Below are 17,886 nucleotides of genomic sequence, written 5' to 3' on the forward strand. Positions count from 1 at the left end.
CTCGGTCACCGTCACGCAACACCAGAGGGGTAGCTCGCACGTACCGATTCAATCAGATCGTTTACTGTCCAACAACTTTGGAATCATCCCACTAGGCGCGGGCAGCTGTCAGAGGCTCGCTGACGGCCCCGACGGCCCCCAGTTCCCGACACCACGCCGCAAACAACTCCTACACGGGTGACGATCTGCACACTTCACGCAAAATCATCATTTAGCAGCCTCAACTTGACCCCGATTGATTGAAAAATCGCAAGATTCCTGCGACAATGCGGTCATGACCGACGACAAGGAAACGAAGGCCATGAGCATGTTGGTCGCCTTCCGAGCCACGAATGTGCGGTCGTTCCGTGACTCGATGGAGTTCTCGATGGAGGCTACCGCGCTCGCCGAACCGGAGGTGCCACGAGAGGTCCCATGGCGACTGGGGGGTCGAACACGTGTTCGCCTATTGCCTGCCGCTGGCATCTTTGGCGCAAACGCGTCGGGGAAGACCAACCTACTACGCGCAATGGACGATATGCGACGGCTCGTGCAAACCTCATTTGGATCGGGCAGCCCGCGGCGTAAGCGAACACGCCGAGTTCATCGACACTCATTCAAGCTGGATCCCAACTGGGCAGAAACACCATCCAAGTTTGAAATCGAGGTAATTATTGATGGAATTCGGCACGAATACGGGTTTGAAGTTGATGACTACGAGGTTCTGTCCGAGCACGCAGTCAACTACCCAAACGGCCGCGCAGTAACGATATTCTCCCGGAAAGGGCGAGAATTCCATTTCACCGAAAGCATGGACGCGCAAGCCAATCAATTCAAAAAACTAACACGAATCGACACGCTATTTCTCTCGGTGGCAGGCGCCCTTGAAGTTCCCGAATTGGCCCCACTGAATGAATGGTTCGACAACAATCTTGATTTCTGTGCAGCCTCCAGCCGAGAAGCTCGATGGAACTACACGGCGCAAATGCTTGACGATCCGGTGCTGCGTGAAAAAGTTCTCGAACTAATTCGAATCGCCGATCTAGGAATCACAGATATAACAACGCTCAAGCCACCTCCCGAAATGCTTGAGCGCATCCAAAAAATGGTGCAGGTATTTCGAGATGAAGACGATGAATCGGAAGTATTTGAGATCAAACTAGACTCCATGGTGCACTTCGAGATGAGCCATCATGCCGATGGTAATACAGTCGCACTGGACAGCGGAGAGGAATCGCTTGGGACACTAGTTTGGTTCGGAATCGTCGGACCGGTACTAAATGCACTTCACGATGGTACCGTCCTACTGGTCGACGAGCTGGAATCAAGCCTGCACCCATCGCTGGTCGCTCAATTGGTAAGCATATTCCAGAGCCCTGTCTCAAATCCAAACGGCGCACAGATTATCTTCAACTCTCACGAAGCTAAGCTACTTGGCAACTCTGCGGAAGATCGAATCCTCGGGCGAGACCAAGCTTGGTTTGCCGAGAAATCCAACGACGGTTCGACGAGAATCTACCCCCTGACCGACTTCGCTCCGAGGAAATCTGAGGCAATTGCGCGACGCTATACTGAGGGAAGATACGGCGCTACGCCGATCGTAAGTAGTGCTGAATTCCGAAACCTTGCCTCCGAGGCGGCGACTGGCTGATGGGTCGACAAACCAGAAATTCTGGCCCGAAGTCTCGCTCAAGCAAGTCGAAGGACGAGGACCGAAAATATCAAATACTCGTCTTTGCTGAGGGCATAAGCACGGAATGTACATACCTGAACGATTGGCATAGAAGATATCGCGACAAAGTAGCTGTAATAATCGCAGACCACGCGGGGTCTGCACCTATGTCTGTGGTCAGGGCGGCATGCCTTAGAAAGAAGTCTGACTTTAGAAAGGCTCACCGAGAGGGACGCCCATACGACGAGTACTGGTGTGTCATCGATGTGGATGAACATGAGAACCTTGCCGAAGCGCTCCAGATGGCAAAAGACAACGGCATCTACGTCGCGCTATCAAATCCGTGCCTAGAGGTTTGGTTCCTTCTCCATTTCTATGACCAAACTAAGTACCTGGACCGACATGAAGCGCAGCGGCTGGCATATGACCATCTCGGCTGCACAAAATCTCAGTTCAATCAGAAGCATATGCCGATCCTTCACAACGCACATGAACTCGCCACCACCAGGGCAGTCGCACTTGATAAGAAGCACTATGGTGATGGGACACCCCGGCCCTGCAACCCAAGCAGCAATATATGGGAACTGACCGAAATTATCCGAAAGGGCCGACGCCTCCCGCTGACTCCGTAAAAGTGAAAGTTCCTATATTCGCGCCACATCGCGCTCGTATCTGCAAGCCTTACGCTTGACTATCGACCGACCTATCAGCAGATGCGATCCGGCCTCGGTCAAGCCTCCGCTCGCCACGAAACTCGATGGAACCGTTTGCTGTTCGGCAACGTCTAGCCAGGCACGACAGGCACCGTACGTCACGTAGTAGCTCGGCCAGTGCCGCAGTACGAACCGGCGCTGGAAACAGCACCGACCGGCGATCACGCGGCGATCTGGCACGGCATCTAGCCGCTCCGACCGTGGTCGACGACGCCGAGGAGAAGTAGCCGGCGGATTGGCACCCTGCCGTCCACTCAGGAAGGGCGACCCATGCGGGCGGCAGAGACCCAGCTTCTTCGTCCCGAACGTTGCTCCGGTGTCTCAGGTGAGGTCGCTCAGTGTCGTGGAGCTGGTAATGAATACCTTCCCCTGCGGTTCAGTTCTAGGCTGTATCGGCGCTCTTGCTGCTTTTCTGCTGCCTGCAGGAAGTTGTCCACCTTTGTCGGCGTGGACCAGACTAAGAGCCCCTCGATCGGAAGGACAACGCGGATGCCGATGGCGGATGCAGAGGACCGGGCTTGGGCAATCCGGGACGGAGTCTTAGGCCTGCTCTACCACGCGGAGATCGCTGGCCAGGAACTGTACTCGATCAGCGCCGCTGCGGTCAGCCGCGTGTCAGACTGGGGCTGGGATCCGATCAACGAGCTTGAGATCATCGCGGCAAGTGAGTATCTGGTTCGTGCGGGATTTGTCCGTTCTCATATGACACAAGCCAACGGCATGCTAATCATGCCGACGATGACCGCTAGCGGTGTTCAGAAGGCCAGCAACCGAATATCGGTACGGCCAGGTGTCGATTCGTCACCATCGGTTGCTGTCACGAGCCCTGCCCCTCCTGCGGCTCCGACAATGAATGGAGAAGACGTGACGACCGAGATCAGCCGGATGTGGAGTATCCGCGACGCGATACTGGCCTGGCTATATCAGGAGGATGCGGCGCTCAGGGAGCCCACACACGTCGATGCCGAGAGAATTCAAGAGTCGGTCAGCTGGCAGGCTGCTCCAATCACAGATGAGGAGCTCAGCCGAGACTGTCGCTACTTGATTGAAAGTGGCTACATGCGGGCTACAGCGACCATGCAAGGGGTCATGCTCCGCCCCTTGATCACCGCGCGCGGTTCGGACTTCGCGGCACGAGGGGTATCGGTCCAGCCGGGGCCTGAACGGTTTGCTGCCACAACTGGCGTGACCAACACATTCAACATCACGAACAACGGGCCCAGCCAGATGGCGATCCAAAGTACAGACTTCACACAGACCCTGACTGTCGAAGGCCAGCGGCAGCAGATCGATGCGGTCGCGACCGCCCTCGATGAGTACGCGGCGCAGAGCCCGGAAGCGGCAGGACGTGTAGGTAACCTGCCCGATGAGCTGCGTGAAGCGGGCTCCGATCCAGTCGCAAATCGAGGCAAGCTCCAGACCTTGTTGAGCGCTGTTGTCGGAATTGGCGCTCTCGCAAACAGCGCGGGTGGGCAACAGTTGATGCAGTTGGCGGCGCCACTGATTCAGTCGCTCGCGTCTTAGCCCTGCTCTGGGTTGGGTGTGCACACCGGGGCGGGCTCGCTGACGCGTTGAGGTGTGAGGCGGGTGGCATCACGATGTAGGCCAAGACGGAACATGGCCATGCGGCCAACGGTCGCGGTACCACCCGAAAGCCGGCGGATTCCGTTCAGCAATTGAGTCGCACTCGGTGATGGGTTGAGGTGACCGCGGAATAGGCCCGGCCTCTTCGGCTGACCGATGGCGGCTCGGTGACCCCGTACGCGAGTCTGGCAGGTTGGTCTTACGAGGCAAACGAGCGAAGCTCGTGCGGCAGCACCGTATGGGAGTCGGTGCGCTGGTTGCCGTCGACGTCGCAGATTGCCAGCTGATTCGGGGTTCGGTGATCCGTTCGGTGATTTCGGCTGGGTGCTCCCCGAGCCACGTCGACAGCTCGGGTCGATGCCGTCTTGAGTTGTCGGGAGTCTCCGGCGTCTGCCGATAGCGCGTGCTCGTCGCCGACGTGCCGACGCGCCCAGGCGGCGCCTTACCAGCCTGGGTTGCGCGCCGCCGCCGCAGGCGCCTTGACTCTATATAGCGAAATTCAGCAACTACTCCGTGAAGCGACTGGTGTGCTCCGCGCTCAGAAGTGCAGGACTGCAACGGTCTTGTCGTCGTGACGCTTCGCGCGTGGCAAGGCCTGGCCGTCCGGGTCTGTCTCGGCTTCCCAGGTGTGGATACGGTCGAGAAGTGCGCGGAGCTGTGGCGTGGACATCTGAGCAACCTCGGACCAGTTCAAGCCGAGCATTGGCATGAGGTCGACGACGCCGTCGGTGTCCACAACGATCCACGAGAGCTCACCGCGTGGGAACCGGGCGTGCAGTGCGTGTCTGGCCGCACGAGGGTCTGCCTCGGCAATCCAATATCCGCCAGGCTGGTTGCGTTGCGCCCGTTCGGCAACTTGGAGTTCCAAGAGGATTTTCCGGTGCCGACCGGTGTAGCCACATCCCGACGAGAGGAAACTTCGGTACAGGTCTGCCTCGGGCAGGTCGAGCTGTGAAAGCCGGTCGTCTGTGTGCGCCACGACTTCCCGCTGCGCTGACCGACGATGACCGACGAGTCACCGAGAACCAATGCATCGACGGTGTCCAAACCTCGAACGGCGGACTGTCGGACCGGACGCGAGGAAGGCCCTCGACAAGTTCACGCAGGGAAAGTAGCGGATCGTTTGTAGTGGGAAAGTAGTGGATCTGGCGAGATTCCCCCGAAAAGAAAAACCGCCCCTCACCGGAAATACCTGGTGAGGGGCGGTTTTTTTGTGCGCCCGAAGGGATTCGAACCCCTAACCTCTTGATCCGTAGTCAAGTGCTCTATCCGTTGAGCTACGGGCGCATGGTGGTGCATCTTCAGTTGTTACCCAGCAAGCTGGGTGTGGCGGAGGCGAGAGGATTTGAACCTCCGGTCCCCGTGAAGGGACAACTCATTAGCAGTGAGTCCCATTCGGCCGCTCTGGCACGCCTCCTGGAGCCTTCTCTTTCGAGGGCACCGGTCCTTGTCGAACCGCCGGGAATGAAGATTACACGAGCGTGGGTAGTAGTCCAAAACGCCTGGTCAATCAGCGTAAATTGCTGTCGAACCAGTCGTAGATGCGGGTCTGGGATTCGATGCGAATGGCAGCTGCCGCTTCGTCGTCGGGATCGGGGCGGTCGGCGCGGTGGCTCAGGCCGGGATAGGTGATGGTGAGACTGGCCACATTCGCTTTGGCCGTGGCCTCGCGCAGGCGCTCGATCGCCTCGGGTGGGGTGGCGGGGTCGTCGGCGCCGAAGAGGCCGAGCCAGGGGGCTTGGAGATCGGCGGCGACGTCGACCAGGGCCGCGTGCTGGTCGGGCAGCGGTTCGGTGATGCCGGGGGCGGACACGCTCACCGCGGCGCCGATCGGACGGGTGGCGGCGACGAGGAAGGCGGCGGTACCCGCACTGTCGAAGCCGAGGACGCCGATGGTGTCGGGGAAGACGCCGCGGCCGGTGAGCCAGTCGAAACCGGCGTCGAAATCGTCGAAGAGTTCCTCGCCGAACACCTCGTGCACCTGCGGGTCGGTGATGCGGTCGAACAGGTGCGGCGCGATGACGATCCAGCCCTCCAGCGACAACGCTCGCATCAGCTCCAGCAGCTGGGGTGGGAAGTCACGGGATTCGTGCAGAACGACGATGCCACCGCGGGCAACCCGTTCGGGCTCGACCACCGTGATGGGCACGGCGGTGCGTCGAACGAGTGTGACCGTCTCGGCATCGGCCGAACGTAAGGGGGCTACATCATCGTAAGTGCCCGGCATAAACCCAGCGTAGGCGGCAGAACTGAACTTGGGTAGGTCTAGCCGCCCGCGCCGTGTCCTACCGGCGTGGTCGGCGGCCTACATGGTCACGCTTGCGGCCGCCCGCACACACCGAAGGCCAGGACGGCCGATCGTCGTAGGGTGGGGGCGTGACCGCGCATATCCGCCCCGACCTCGCCACCATCCCGGCCTACGTTCCCGGCCGCAATCACCCGGGTGCGGTGAAGCTCGCGTCCAACGAGACGACCTTCGGCCCGTTGCCGAGCGCGGCCAAGGCGATCGCGGAGTCGGCCGAGCAGGCCAACCGCTACCCGGACAACCAGGTCACCGAGCTGCGCACAGCGCTGGCCGAGTTCCTCGGGGTGACTGTCGCGAATGTGGCGGTCGGCTGCGGCAGTGTGGCGCTGTGCCAGGAACTCGTGCAGATCACCTGCGACGCACCCACCGACGAGGTGGTGTTCGCGTGGCGCTCGTTCGAGGCGTACCCGATCGTCACCCAGGTCGGCAACGCGACCGCGGTGACTGTGCCGCTGGCCGAGGGCTACCTGCACGATCTGGACGCGATGGCCGATGCGGTCACCGAGCGCACGAAGCTGATCTTCGTCTGCAATCCGAACAACCCCACCGGCACCGCATACGGTCGCGTCGAGCTGGAGCGGTTCCTGGATCGGGTGCCCGCGCATGTTCTCGTGGTGCTCGACGAGGCGTACTACGAGTACCTGCGACTGACCCCCGAGACCCGCCCCGACGGCGTCGAGATCGGCCGCACCCGATCGAATGTGGTTGTGCTGCGCACCTTCTCGAAGGCGTACGGTCTCGCCGGGCTGCGCGTCGGTTACGCGGTGGGCGATCCCGAGGTGATCACCGCGCTGCTGAAGGTGCACATCCCGTTCAGCGTGAACCGGGTCGCACAGGCCGCCGCCATCGCCTCGCTGCAGGCGCGCGGCGAACTCCTGGATCGCACCGATGTGCTGGTGGCGCAACGGAATCGGCTGCGCGATGCACTGCTGGCCGCAGGCTACGAAGTGCCGTCGAGCGAGGCCAACTTCGTGTGGTTGCCGCTGGGCGAGCGCAGTGTCGCCTTCGCCGAGGCGAGTGCCGCTGCGGGCGTGCTGGTTCGGCCGTTCGCCGGCGACGGCGTGCGGGTGACGGTCGGCGATCCGCACGAGAACGAGCAGTTCCTCGCCTTCGCCACGGCGCCTGAAACGGCGGCCCGCTTCCGTTAGCTCGGCATGCCGTCAGCCACCCTTGACGTGGGTCGCGGTGGGATTACCGCGAATTCGAGCACACTGCCAGCACACCGGTCGTAGGCTGACTCGAAGCTGATTCACGTCGACCGATTGCCCGGTCGGCGCGCGCCACCGGTCGAGTGAGTGTGCTCTCGGCGGGCAACCTTCCCGCATCGAAGGGCACGCCCGCACGGCCCCGCACCCTGCTGCCCGAGCGGAGATGTACCGTGAACGAAGGATCTCGCCCCGCCGTCTGCGAAAAGCCAACCCCTACAGTCGCTTTGGTAGACACCGAGGCCGATCTGAATCGCCGGTTACGCGACTGCGACGAGTTCTTCCGCTACCCCGAACTCGGGCACCTGCCCACCCAGCGTCGCCTCGGAGCACTCGCCGAATTGCGCGATACCGGCACCTATCGCCAGACCGCCGAAGAGATCTTGATCGGCGCGAAACTGGCGTGGCGCAACCATGCTCGCTGTGTCGGCCGCAAACATTGGCGTTCACTGAAGCTGCTCGATGCCCGCCGAGTTACTTCCGCGCGGGAACTTGCCGAGGTGTGCTGGCAGCATCTGCGCCTGGCCACCAATGGCGGCGCGATCCAGTCGATGATCACGGTCGGCCCGGCGCGTGAACCCGGCGGTGCGGAGTACCGGATCGAGAGCTCGCAGCTGATTCGCTACGCCGGCTACCGCAACGGCGACGGCACCGTCACCGGCGATCCGGCCAATATCGCGGCCACCGAGCAGGCGCTCGCGCTGGGCTGGCGCGGGGCGCGGACCCCGTTCGACGTGTTGCCGGTGCTGATCAGCACGCCGACCGAGGACGTGCGGTATTTCGACGTGCCGCGCGAACTGGTCCGCGAGGTCGACCTGCTTCACCCCGACTACCCATGGTTCGCCGGACTCGGCCTGAAATGGCATGCGCTGCCCGCTGTTTCGAACATGGATCTGGACGTGGGCGGGGTTAGCTACCCCTTCGCTCCATTCAACGGCTGGTACGTCGGCACCGAGATCGGCGCGCGCAATCTCAGCGACACCGACCGCTACAACATGCTGCCGCTGATCGCCGACATGATGGGACTTGACACGTCATCGGTACGGACGCTGTGGCGGGACAAGGCGCTGATCGAGCTCAATCATGCTGTGCTGCACAGTTTTCGGTCTTCCGGCGTGCACATGGTCGACCACCACACCGTCGCCAAGCAGTTCTGTGATCACGTGCAGCGCGAGGAGGCTGCCGGGCGCGCCTGCCCGACCGACTGGAGCTGGGTCAATCCGCCCATCTCCTCGGGCCTGACACCCACCTTTCACCGCTACTACGATGCCCCCGACCTGGACATTCGACCGAATTTCGTCCGGCGAGACTGATCCACGACAGGCTGTTTGGCCTCGGATCGACCGGGTATTTGCTGTCATGTAGCCGAACGAGAGCTACGAACCGACTGATCACCCAATAACCAGTGGAGCCGACACGTGGACGCCACATGTCCGCGATCGGATTCCGCACCAGGTAGGAGGGAATCATCATGAGCAAGGCAACTCTGGAATCGCTGATCGGCGCCACCGCTTTCGACGAGCACGGCGACAAGATCGGCAAGGTCAAGCAGATCTACATCGACAACAACACCGGTTCGCCGACCTGGGCCGCCGTCTCGACCGGACTGTTCAGCGGCGACTCGCTGGTCCCGCTGGCCGGCGCCGACCACCGAGCCGACGATGACACGCTGCGCCTGCACGTCGACAAGGAACAGGTGAAGTCCGCGCCGCACCTCGACAACGGCGGCCGGATCAGCGCCCAGTCCGAACAGGAACTGTTCAAGCACTACCACGTCGACCCGCGCGCCGCGGGCTGGAACACCTACGGCCGCCAGCAGATTCGCCCCGGTGGCGACACCCCGATGACCCACGGCAACCCCGCCCAGGGCAATCCAGCACAGGGCAAGCACGCGCAACCCGGCCGCACCGACGACTCGATGGTGCGCTCGGAAGAGCAGCTGCGCGTCGACACCGAGAACACCGAGGTCGGCACCGCCCGGCTGCGCAAGTACGTGGTCACCGAGGAACAGACCATCAAGGTGCCGGTCACGCACGAAGAGGTGCACATCGAACGCGAGCCGATCACCGGCGACCGCACCGGCCGCACCACCATCGGCGAGGACGAACGCGAGGTCACCCTGCACGCCGACCAGGTACACGTCCAGAAGGAAGCCGTCCCGGTGGAGCGGGTGCGCCTGGCGGTCGACGAGGTCGCCGACGAGAAGACCGTCTCCGACACCGTCCGCAAGGAACGCATCGAAACCGAGGGAGTCGACGACCGACGCCCGAAGGCGCCGTAACCCCAACGGAGCAGCGTCAGATCAGTCGGCTCCAGCCGCCCACCAACCGGTGGGCGGCTGGAGGTCCGCGCCGATCAGACGACCATCAAAGCCACGAACGCCGCAAGCATGAGGACGACGAACGCCAGCGCGAGGTAGGTGTACACCAGCCCGGGAGCGCTCTGCCGCTCGGCGGACACCGCACCCTTCATGTAGATCTGCGCGGGCGCGGTGTAGTGCACCTCGGTGGTGCGTCCCGGGAACACCTCGACCCGAGCGAAGTTGCCGCCGTAGGCCATTCCCCACTGCGTCGCGTCGACCGCCACCGTGTGCACACCGGGTGGCCCCGGCACGAAGTTGGCACCCCACTTGGTGTTGGGGATCGGATAGCCGTTCACCGTGATCTTCGTACCGATACCGAAGGCGATCGGCAGCTTCCACGTGTGCACGACGATGCCGGTCTCCCCCGGCAACGTGCGGAACTGCTGCTGCGCCGGAACGGCGGGCCCGGGTACGACACCGGTCATGAGATTTCCCCTCGAGCTGACTGCCGGACCCCGAGCCCGGCCTTTTGCGGAGACGGAGGGATTTGAACCCCCGATGGTTTTACCCATGCTCGCTTTCAAGGCGAGTGCATTCGGCCGCTCTGCCACGTCTCCCTAGGAGGAGATGGTAACCGATGGGGTTGTCCCGGCTCGCCTGGATTCCGGGCAGGCCACGCGTCGGGGGCGGTGCGCCGGTCGTCGGGACGGCGTGCGCGTGGGCCCGGCGCGAATTCCTGGGCGAGATCGGTGGCGACTTGGCCGCTCTGTTCTGGTGGCGGGACGGTTCGCGGGTGGAGGATTACACCTATGGATGCGATTGCGTTGAACGGGTTCGGTGGGCCGGAGGTCATGGAGTGGACCGTGGCGGTCGATCCGGAGCCGGGGCCCGGTGAGGTACTCGTGGAAGTTATTGCGGCGGGGGTCAATCGGGCTGATGTGATGCAGCGGATGGGGTTCTATCCGCCGCCTGCCGATGCCAGTTCGATTCTCGGGTTGGAATGTTCGGGGACGATCGTGAAGTTGGGGGCGGGGGTGACGGACTGGCAGGTCGGGGATCGGGTGTGCGCGCTGCTGGCCGGGGGTGGGTACGCGCAGTTCGTGGCGGTGCCCGCGACGCAGTTGTTGCCGATTCCGGACGGGATGGACGCGGTGGCCGCGGCGGGGTTGCCGGAGGTGGCGGCGACGGTGTGGTCGAACCTGGTGATGACGGCGGGTCTGCGGTCGGGGCAGCTGGTGCTGATTCACGGTGGTGGCGGCGGGATCGGAACGCACGCGATCCAGGTGGCGCGCGGGCTCGGGGCGCGGGTGGCGGTCACGGCGGGGTCGGCCGAGAAGCTCGCCAAGTGCGCGGAGCTGGGGGCCGAGATCTTGATCAACTACCGGACCGAGGACTTCGTCGCGGTGCTCGCGGACCAGGGTGGGGCCGACGTGATTCTCGACAATATGGGCGCGAAGTATCTGGAACGGAATGTGGAGGCGCTCGCACCTTATGGGCGACTGGTGGTGATCGGGATGCAGGGTGGCGTCAGTGGGACGCTGAATATCGCTGCGCTGCTGCGTAAGTGGGGCACCGTTCAGGCGACGAACGTTCGCAGTCGGCCACGGCTGGGACCTGGGAGCAAGGCCGAGATCATCGCGGCGGTCCGCGCACAGCTGTGGCCGCAGGTGGTCGCGGGCGAGATCGTGCCGGTGATCTCCGCCGAGTTGCCGATCACCGAGGCGGCCCGAGCGCACGAGCTGCTCGACGAATCGCAGACCTTCGGCAAGGTGATCCTGCGGGTCCGGGAGTAGAACACCCGACCTGTGCGGGCCACCTCATCGCGAGGGAATTCGCCCGCACCGCAAAGGCCGGACCGAGCGTTCACGCCGCCGTCGAACGAAATTCGACCGCTTCCGCGAAGCGACTGGCGCGGACTACTCCAACGCGCTGAGCGCCCGCCCGAGCTGGTCGATCTCATACCGCGTCGTATACGGCGCCAACCCGATCGTCACGGCCCCGCCCTCGTCGTTCACACCGAGCGCGTCCAGCAGTCGACTACCGCCGTGCACCCCGCTGACCGTGCCGATCCTGGCATCGGCCAGCTTCGCCGCCACCTTCTCCGCCTGCATCCCGGCCATCGTGAAACTGACCGTCGGGATGCGGGTGGAGGCGCGGCCGATCACGGTGAGGTTCTCGACTTTCTCCAGCACCTGCATCAGGTGGTCGAAGAGCTGATCGTGGTAGTCCTGCAGCGAGGTGATCGACATCTCGAGGCGTTCGCGGCGGGTGCCGGTGGCGCGTTCGTCGAGGCCTGCGAGGAATTCGATCGACTCGGTGAGACCGGCCAGCAGGGCGTACTGATGGCCGCCGACTTCGAGGCGTTCAGCGCCCTTGGCGTAGGGGTTCAACGACATCGAGGGGATGCGGTCGAGGAACGCGGGGTCGCGGAAAACGAGCGCGCCCACCTGTGGCCCACCCCACGACGGTGCGCTCAGGGCGACCACGTCGGCGTTGAGTTCGTCGATGTCGATCAGCGCGTACGGCGCCGCACCGAACGCGTCGGCCACCAGCAGTCCGCCCACGTCGTGCACCCGATCGGCTGCCACCCGCACGCCCGGCGCCGAGCCGACGATCGGGGACGCCGCGGTGAGCGCGACCAGACGCGCGGTAGGCCCGATCAGCTCCTCGAACTGCCACGACGGCATCTCGCACGTCTCGATCTCCACCTCGGCCCAGCGCACGTGCGCGCCGTAGCGGTTGGCGATGCGCAGCCACGGGGCGACGTTGGCCTCGTCGTCCAAACGGGAGAGCACGATGCCGGTGCCGAGGCCGAGGCGCGAGCTCAAAGATTCGGCCAGCCAGGCCAGCAGGACCGCACGATCGGGCCCGAGGACGACGCCGGCCGGATCTCCGCCGACCAGATCGGCGACCGCTTCCCTGGCGGCGTCGAGGATCGCGCCGCTGCGCGATGCCGCACCGTGGCGGCCGATGTGGGAAAACGAGGAAGTACGGAAACCTGTTGAGACGGCACGCGATACCGAATCGGGAACCAGCATCCCCGCCTGCGGGTCCAGATGGATCCAGCCGTCGCCCAGGGACGGTATCAGGCCCCGAACCCTCGCGACGTCATAAGTCATGGTGGCCACTTTAAGGGCAGCGGCCGTCCCGGTGTAACCGCGTGGGGGTTTTAGCGCGAACCCAACACACACGCAATGATGGGGACATGACGCACTCGGAGGATGTCCCCGAATCCATCGTCGTGATCGGTCCCGACGGCCGTCCGGTCACCGTGCCCGCCGACTCCGACGCGGCGCTGACCGGACAGGTCGTGCCCGACGACGACAAGTCCGCGGGCGAGTCGCTGTCGGACATGGTCGAGCAGCCCGCCAAGGTGATGCGCATCGGCACGATGATCAAGCAGCTGCTCGAAGAGGTGCGCGCCGCTCCCCTTGACGACGCCAGCCGCTCGCGCCTCAAGGAGATCCACAAGTCCTCGGTCCGTGAGCTCGAACAGGGCTTGGCGCCGGAACTGCGCGAGGAACTCGAACGCCTCACCCTGCCCTTCACCGACGACTCGGTGCCCTCGGACGCGGAACTGCGCATCGCCCAGGCACAGCTCGTCGGCTGGTTGGAGGGCCTGTTCCACGGGATCCAGACAGCGCTGTTCGCCCAGCAGATGGCCGCGCGGGCGCAGCTCGAGCAGATGCGTCAGGGTGCGCTGCCGCCGGGGATGCATGCCGCCGAGACGAAGACCGGCGGCCATGTGGGCGGTGGGCAGTACCTGTAAGGTCGGGGACCGTGCCCGCCGCTGCCGCTCGTCCCGATTCGGTCTCCGAGGAGGGTGACGTGCGTACCGAAGAGAGCCCCGTGCATTCTGACGAAATTCCCACCGACGCCGAGCTGGCCGAAGCCGCCGCCGATGAGCACACTTCCGATGCGCCGCTGCTGGTGAAGACGCCGATGGTGTCGGATTCGCAGACGTTCGGGCGTGCGTTCAAGGACATGCGCGAGGGTTTCCACCAACGCGAACTCTGGCTCTCACTGGGCTGGCAGGACATCAAACAGCGGTACCGCCGGTCGGTGCTCGGGCCGTTCTGGATCACCATCGCGACCGGTTTGCAAGCGCTGGCGATGGGGCTGCTGTATTCGACCCTGCTGAATCAGCCGATCAGTGAGTACCTGCCGTACGTGACGGTGGGCCTGATCGTCTGGAACGTCATCAACGGGGCGATCCTCGAGGGCTCCGATGTCTTCATCGCCAATGAAGGCTTGATCAAGCAGTTGCCGTCGGCCTTGAGCGTGCACGTGTATCGCCTGGTCTGGCGGCAGTTCCTGTTCTTCATCCACAATGCGGCGATCTACGCGGTGCTGGTGGTGGCGTTTTCGCTCTGGCGTGATCTGGACCTGTCGATCCTGCTGGCGATACCCGCGATCGCGCTGCTGTTCCTCAACGCCATGTGGGTGACGATCGTCTTCGGCATCTTCTCCACCCGCTACCGCGACATCGCCCCGATCCTCGGCTCGATGACGCTGATGCTGTTCGTGCTGACCCCGGTCATGTGGTCGACGAAGGCGCTGGAGAACGCGGTCGGCGGGATGAGCGATCGGGCCAAGCTGATCGAGATCATCCCCACCTTCCACTACCTCGAGATCGTGCGCGCACCCCTGCTCGGCGAGCCCTCGGAATGGCATCACTGGGCGATCGTCATCGCGATCACCGTGGTCGGTTGGGCCGTGGCGATCCTGGCGCTCAAGCAGTACCGTGCCCGCGTCCCGTACTGGGTTTAGGAGCAGTTCTCGATGAGCCGTGTGAGTATCGAAACCCAGGATGCGTGGGTCGAGTTCCCCATCTTCGACGCCAAGTCGCGGTCGCTGAAGAAGGCGTTCCTCGGCAAGGCGGGCGGCGCGATCGGGCGCAACAGCTCCGATGTGGTGGTGGTCGAGGCGCTGCGTGACATCAACTTGTCGCTGAAGGAAGGCGACCGGGTGGGGCTGGTCGGCCACAACGGCGCCGGTAAATCGACGCTGCTCCGCCTGCTCTCCGGCATCTACGAACCCTCACGCGGCAGTGCGCGCATCCGCGGCCGCGTCGCTCCCGTGTTCGACCTCGGCGTCGGCATGGATCCGGAGATCTCCGGCTACGAGAACATCATCATCCGCGGCCTGTTCCTCGGACAGACCCGCAAGCAGATGATGGCCAAGATCGACGAGATCGCCGACTTCACCGAACTCGGCGAATACCTGTCGATGCCGCTGCGCACCTACTCCACCGGTATGCGGGTGCGGCTGGCGATGGGCGTTGTCACCTCGATCGACCCCGAGATCCTGCTGCTCGACGAAGGTATCGGCGCGGTCGACGCGGAGTTCATGAAGAAGGCGCGCACACGCTTGCAGTCGCTGGTGGCGCGCTCGGGCATCCTGGTGTTCGCCAGCCACTCCAACGAATTCCTCGCCCAGCTCTGCGACACCGCGATGTGGATCGACCACGGTCAGATCCGCGAACAAGGCGGAATCGAAGACGTTGTGCGAGCGTATGAAGGGCCCGAGGCGGGTAATCACGTGGCACAGGTGCTGCGCGATCTGGAAACCGAGGGCGCTGATGGCGCGACGGGCGAGAAGAAGCTGGAGCAGAACAACGCATGAGCGGTTCACGTGATGAGGCTGCCCCGGCTGCCGTGCCGGGTGGGTTCAGCATGACTGATCGGCTCGAGGCCTCGACCCCTGCGCGTGTTGAGCCTGCGGCTGTTCTGCCCGATGACGCGGAACTTCCCCCCGATGCCGAACCCGCTGACCTGTCGACCGAGACCGGCCCGAACGCGCGGATCATAGCGGTGGTCGTCACGCACAAGCGGCGTGAACTGCTCGCCGAGTCGCTGAAAGTGCTTGCCTCGCAGTCTCGTCCGGTCGATCATCTGATCGTCGTCGACAACGCCAACGAGGACGCGGTGGCCGAGCTGGTCGCCCAGCAGCCGATCGAGGCGACCTACCTGGGATCGCGCCATAACCTCGGTGGCGCAGGCGGTTTCGCGCTCGGCATGCTGCACGCCCTCACCCAGGGCGCGGATTGGGTGTGGCTCGCCGATGACGACGGCCGCCCCGACGGGCCCGAAGTGCTTGCGACACTGATCGATTGCGCGCGCAGGCACAACCTCGTCGAGGTATCGCCGGTGGTCTGCGATATCGACGAACCCGATCGTCTCGCGTTCCCGCTGCGCCGTGGCGTGGTGTGGCGGCGGCTGCGCTCGGAGCTCGGCGACGAGGACTTCCTGCCCGGTATCGCGTCGCTGTTCAACGGTGCGCTGATCTCGGCGAAGGCCGTGGATCTGATCGGCGTGCCCGACCTGCGACTGTTCGTGCGTGGCGACGAGGTGGAGGTTCACCGTCGCCTCGTCCGCTCCGGGCTGCCGTTCGGCACCTGCCTGCGGACCGCCTACCTGCACCCCAACGGTGCCGAGGAGTTCAAGCCGATCCTGGGCGGGCGCATGCACACCCAGTACCCGGACGACCCGGTGAAGCGCTACTTCACCTACCGTAACCGCGGCTACCTGATGTCACAGCCGGGTATGCGCAAGCTGTTGCCGCAGGAGTGGATTCGGTTCTCCTGGTTCTTCCTGGTGACCCGCCGCGACCCGGCAGGCCTCAAGGAATGGTTCCGCCTGCGCTCACTCGGCCGCAACGAACACTTCGGCAAGCCCGACTAGTCCGCAACGCTCGGGTGTGACTGCCGTCGACGGACCGCTCGACTCCCCGAGCGTGGCCGCCGCCCACTGCACCGCCTTGCGCATCTCGCAGGGCTTCTCCCCCTCGGCAACTGGGCGCCCACCCCAGTCCACCGAGGTCTTCGTGCCGTAGTCGGCGAAAATAGGTTGCCGGGTCCTGTCGTGGTCCGGCAGAATCGGGTTTCGAACGTTGGAGAGGAGGTGGATGTCCGTGAGTACGCACGTGTGGATTGCCGTGCCCGGCCGGCGCGATTGCGCGCCTGCCCTGGCCGCTCCGGACATCACCTCTACTCGCTGAACCCGTTCGTCGGGTTCGGCATCCGACGAAGGAATTCTTACAATGGTCGACTACGACCTGCTTGTCCCTTACGGCTGGACCGAAGCCGTAGCTTCTGAATATCTGCTGCTGGTCGGCGATCTCGTGCCTGCCCGCATCGTGCGGATGGATCGCAGTGAATGCGATGTGGTGACACCGCGCGGACCGGCCAGAGCCTCCTGCCCTCGTGACATCACCGGGCTGTGTACCGGCGACTGGGTGGGGCTCGATGCCGAAGGTGCTGTGCGGCAATTGCTTCCGCGACGGTCGGCGATCATGCGGTCGTCGGTGTCGGGGCGTTCGGTGGCTCAGGTGCTGGCTACCAATGTGGATACTGTGCTGATCTGTTCTGCCGCCGACGGTGATGTCGACCTGGGGCGGATCGAACGGATGCTCGCGCTGGCATGGGAGAGCAATGCGCAGCCGGTGGTCGTGCTCACCAAAGCCGATGCGGCGGAGTATCTTCCGCTCGATGAAGTGCGTGCGGTGGCGCCGGGTGCGACGGTGGTCGCGGTCAGTGCCGCCGTTGCGGTGGGCTTGGATGTGCTCACCGCTGTGCTCAGCGGCACCGTCGCGTTGATCGGGCCGTCGGGGGCGGGCAAGTCCACGCTCGCCAATGCGCTGCTCGGTGCGGAAGTGTTCGCCACCAACGCGGTTCGCGCGGTCGACGGCAAAGGCCGCCACACCACTGTGCACCGCGAGCTGCGCCCACTGCCCGGGGGCGGCACGCTCATCGACACCCCGGGTCTGCGCGGCATCGGCCTCTACGACGCCGCCGACGGCATCGGTAAAACCTTCAGCGACATCGAATCCCTCGCCGCTGATTGCCGTTTCGCCGACTGCGCCCACGAGTCCGAACCCGGCTGCGCGGTCCAGGCTGCTCTCGCCGACGGCACCATCACCGAACGCAGGCTGACCAGCTACCGCAAGCTGGCCAGGGAGAACGAATGGATGGCGGCCCGCACCGACAAACGCCTGGCCGCCGAACGCGAACGGGCCTGGCGCGACATCACCAAGCAACACCGCAAGCAATACCGGGAACGGGGCCGCCACTGACCGGCGAACATTCGCCACCCCAACGCCCTCACCGGCCGACGCGCCGCCCTCAC

17 protein-coding genes and 3 tRNA genes are annotated in these 17,886 nt (G+C 64.1%); 13 read left to right on the top strand and 7 right to left on the bottom strand.

The genetic code is table 11. From position 1 onward, the window contains the following. Window positions 1-274 precede the first annotated feature (274 nt). From ACFW6D_RS20470 to ACFW6D_RS20480, 3 genes are all read left to right on the top strand, one after another. The gene (locus tag ACFW6D_RS20470) at window positions 275-1,630 is read left to right on the top strand and encodes an ATP/GTP-binding protein (protein WP_379330335.1); all 1,356 of its coding nucleotides are present in this window, start codon (window positions 275-277) and stop codon (window positions 1,628-1,630) included. Next, on the top strand, window positions 1,630-2,283 hold the full coding sequence (locus tag ACFW6D_RS20475) for an RloB family protein (protein ID WP_379330337.1): 654 nt from the start codon (window positions 1,630-1,632) through the stop codon (window positions 2,281-2,283). Before ACFW6D_RS20470 ends, ACFW6D_RS20475 begins: the two co-directional genes overlap by 1 nt. A 570-nt stretch (window positions 2,284-2,853) precedes the next feature. Continuing rightward, window positions 2,854-3,888: a hypothetical protein gene (locus ACFW6D_RS20480; RefSeq protein WP_379330339.1), complete on the top strand. Its 1,035-nt coding sequence runs from the start codon at window positions 2,854-2,856 to the stop codon at window positions 3,886-3,888. 598 nt (window positions 3,889-4,486) lie between these two features. Here ACFW6D_RS20480 and ACFW6D_RS20485 read toward each other — a convergent pair. The 4 genes from ACFW6D_RS20485 to ACFW6D_RS20500 form a co-directional block, all read right to left on the bottom strand. Next, window positions 4,487-4,816, bottom strand: coding sequence for a hypothetical protein (locus ACFW6D_RS20485; RefSeq protein WP_379330341.1), 330 nt, complete (start codon window positions 4,814-4,816; stop codon window positions 4,487-4,489). A 346-nt stretch (window positions 4,817-5,162) separates the two neighbouring features. Next, window positions 5,163-5,235 (bottom strand) — tRNA-Arg (locus ACFW6D_RS20490). 40 nt (window positions 5,236-5,275) lie between these two features. Next, a tRNA-Ser gene (locus tag ACFW6D_RS20495) sits at window positions 5,276-5,365 on the bottom strand. 93 nt (window positions 5,366-5,458) lie between these two features. Then, window positions 5,459-6,175, bottom strand: coding sequence for a dienelactone hydrolase family protein (locus tag ACFW6D_RS20500; protein WP_379330343.1), 717 nt, complete (start codon window positions 6,173-6,175; stop codon window positions 5,459-5,461). A gap of 149 nt (window positions 6,176-6,324) precedes the next feature. Here ACFW6D_RS20500 and hisC point away from each other — a divergent pair, with 149 nt between their 5' ends. The 3 genes from hisC to ACFW6D_RS20515 all read left to right on the top strand — a co-directional run bounded on the left by hisC (window position 6,325) and on the right by ACFW6D_RS20515 (window position 9,739). Further along, the gene (gene hisC, locus ACFW6D_RS20505; protein WP_379330345.1) at window positions 6,325-7,401 is read left to right on the top strand and encodes a histidinol-phosphate transaminase; all 1,077 of its coding nucleotides are present in this window, start codon (window positions 6,325-6,327) and stop codon (window positions 7,399-7,401) included. 284 nt (window positions 7,402-7,685) lie between these two features. Next, entirely contained in the window at window positions 7,686-8,771 is a 1,086-nt protein-coding gene (locus tag ACFW6D_RS20510) for a nitric oxide synthase oxygenase (RefSeq protein ID WP_379330347.1), read from the top strand. Between the two features lie 158 nt (window positions 8,772-8,929). Next, a complete protein-coding gene (locus ACFW6D_RS20515; RefSeq protein ID WP_379330349.1) occupies window positions 8,930-9,739 on the top strand; it encodes a DUF2382 domain-containing protein in 810 nt (269 codons plus the stop codon). A gap of 74 nt (window positions 9,740-9,813) precedes the next feature. On the opposite strand, the gene ACFW6D_RS20520 is transcribed toward ACFW6D_RS20515, so the two are convergent. Both ACFW6D_RS20520 and ACFW6D_RS20525 read right to left on the bottom strand, forming a co-directional pair. Continuing rightward, a complete protein-coding gene (locus ACFW6D_RS20520) occupies window positions 9,814-10,245 on the bottom strand; it encodes a hypothetical protein (protein ID WP_379330351.1) in 432 nt (143 codons plus the stop codon). Window positions 10,246-10,292: 47 nt separating this feature from the next. Then, window positions 10,293-10,377: transfer RNA gene (locus ACFW6D_RS20525), tRNA-Ser, on the bottom strand. A 192-nt stretch (window positions 10,378-10,569) separates the two neighbouring features. Between ACFW6D_RS20525 and ACFW6D_RS20530 the strand changes: the two genes are divergently transcribed. Then, window positions 10,570-11,553: an NAD(P)H-quinone oxidoreductase gene (locus tag ACFW6D_RS20530; protein WP_379330353.1), complete on the top strand. Its 984-nt coding sequence runs from the start codon at window positions 10,570-10,572 to the stop codon at window positions 11,551-11,553. Window positions 11,554-11,676: 123 nt separating this feature from the next. On the opposite strand, the gene ACFW6D_RS20535 is transcribed toward ACFW6D_RS20530, so the two are convergent. Then, window positions 11,677-12,879 (bottom strand): cysteine desulfurase-like protein, encoded by a 1,203-nt coding sequence (locus ACFW6D_RS20535; protein ID WP_379330355.1) that lies wholly within the window; start codon window positions 12,877-12,879, stop codon window positions 11,677-11,679. A gap of 86 nt (window positions 12,880-12,965) precedes the next feature. Between ACFW6D_RS20535 and ACFW6D_RS20540 the strand changes: the two genes are divergently transcribed. The 6 genes from ACFW6D_RS20540 to rsgA all read left to right on the top strand — a co-directional run bounded on the left by ACFW6D_RS20540 (window position 12,966) and on the right by rsgA (window position 17,833). After that, a complete protein-coding gene (locus ACFW6D_RS20540; RefSeq protein WP_379330357.1) occupies window positions 12,966-13,529 on the top strand; it encodes a bacterial proteasome activator family protein in 564 nt (187 codons plus the stop codon). 173 nt (window positions 13,530-13,702) lie between these two features. Continuing rightward, the gene (locus ACFW6D_RS20545; protein WP_379330528.1) at window positions 13,703-14,530 is read left to right on the top strand and encodes an ABC transporter permease; all 828 of its coding nucleotides are present in this window, start codon (window positions 13,703-13,705) and stop codon (window positions 14,528-14,530) included. A 12-nt stretch (window positions 14,531-14,542) separates the two neighbouring features. Then, a complete protein-coding gene (locus ACFW6D_RS20550; RefSeq protein WP_379330359.1) occupies window positions 14,543-15,385 on the top strand; it encodes an ABC transporter ATP-binding protein in 843 nt (280 codons plus the stop codon). A 50-nt stretch (window positions 15,386-15,435) separates the two neighbouring features. Then, window positions 15,436-16,443 (top strand): glycosyltransferase, encoded by a 1,008-nt coding sequence (locus ACFW6D_RS20555; RefSeq protein WP_379330361.1) that lies wholly within the window; start codon window positions 15,436-15,438, stop codon window positions 16,441-16,443. 16 nt (window positions 16,444-16,459) lie between these two features. Then, window positions 16,460-16,594 carry a hypothetical protein gene (locus ACFW6D_RS20560; protein ID WP_379330363.1) on the top strand — a complete coding sequence of 45 codons (135 nt, stop codon included), beginning with the start codon at window positions 16,460-16,462 and terminating at the stop codon, window positions 16,592-16,594. A 207-nt stretch (window positions 16,595-16,801) separates the two neighbouring features. Beyond that, window positions 16,802-17,833, top strand: coding sequence for a ribosome small subunit-dependent GTPase A (rsgA, locus tag ACFW6D_RS20565; protein ID WP_379330365.1), 1,032 nt, complete (start codon window positions 16,802-16,804; stop codon window positions 17,831-17,833). Window positions 17,834-17,886: the final 53 nt, after the last annotated feature.

The organism is Nocardia sp. NPDC058705 (assembly GCF_042749305.1).
Classification (GTDB): Bacteria; Actinomycetota; Actinomycetes; order Mycobacteriales; family Mycobacteriaceae; genus Nocardia.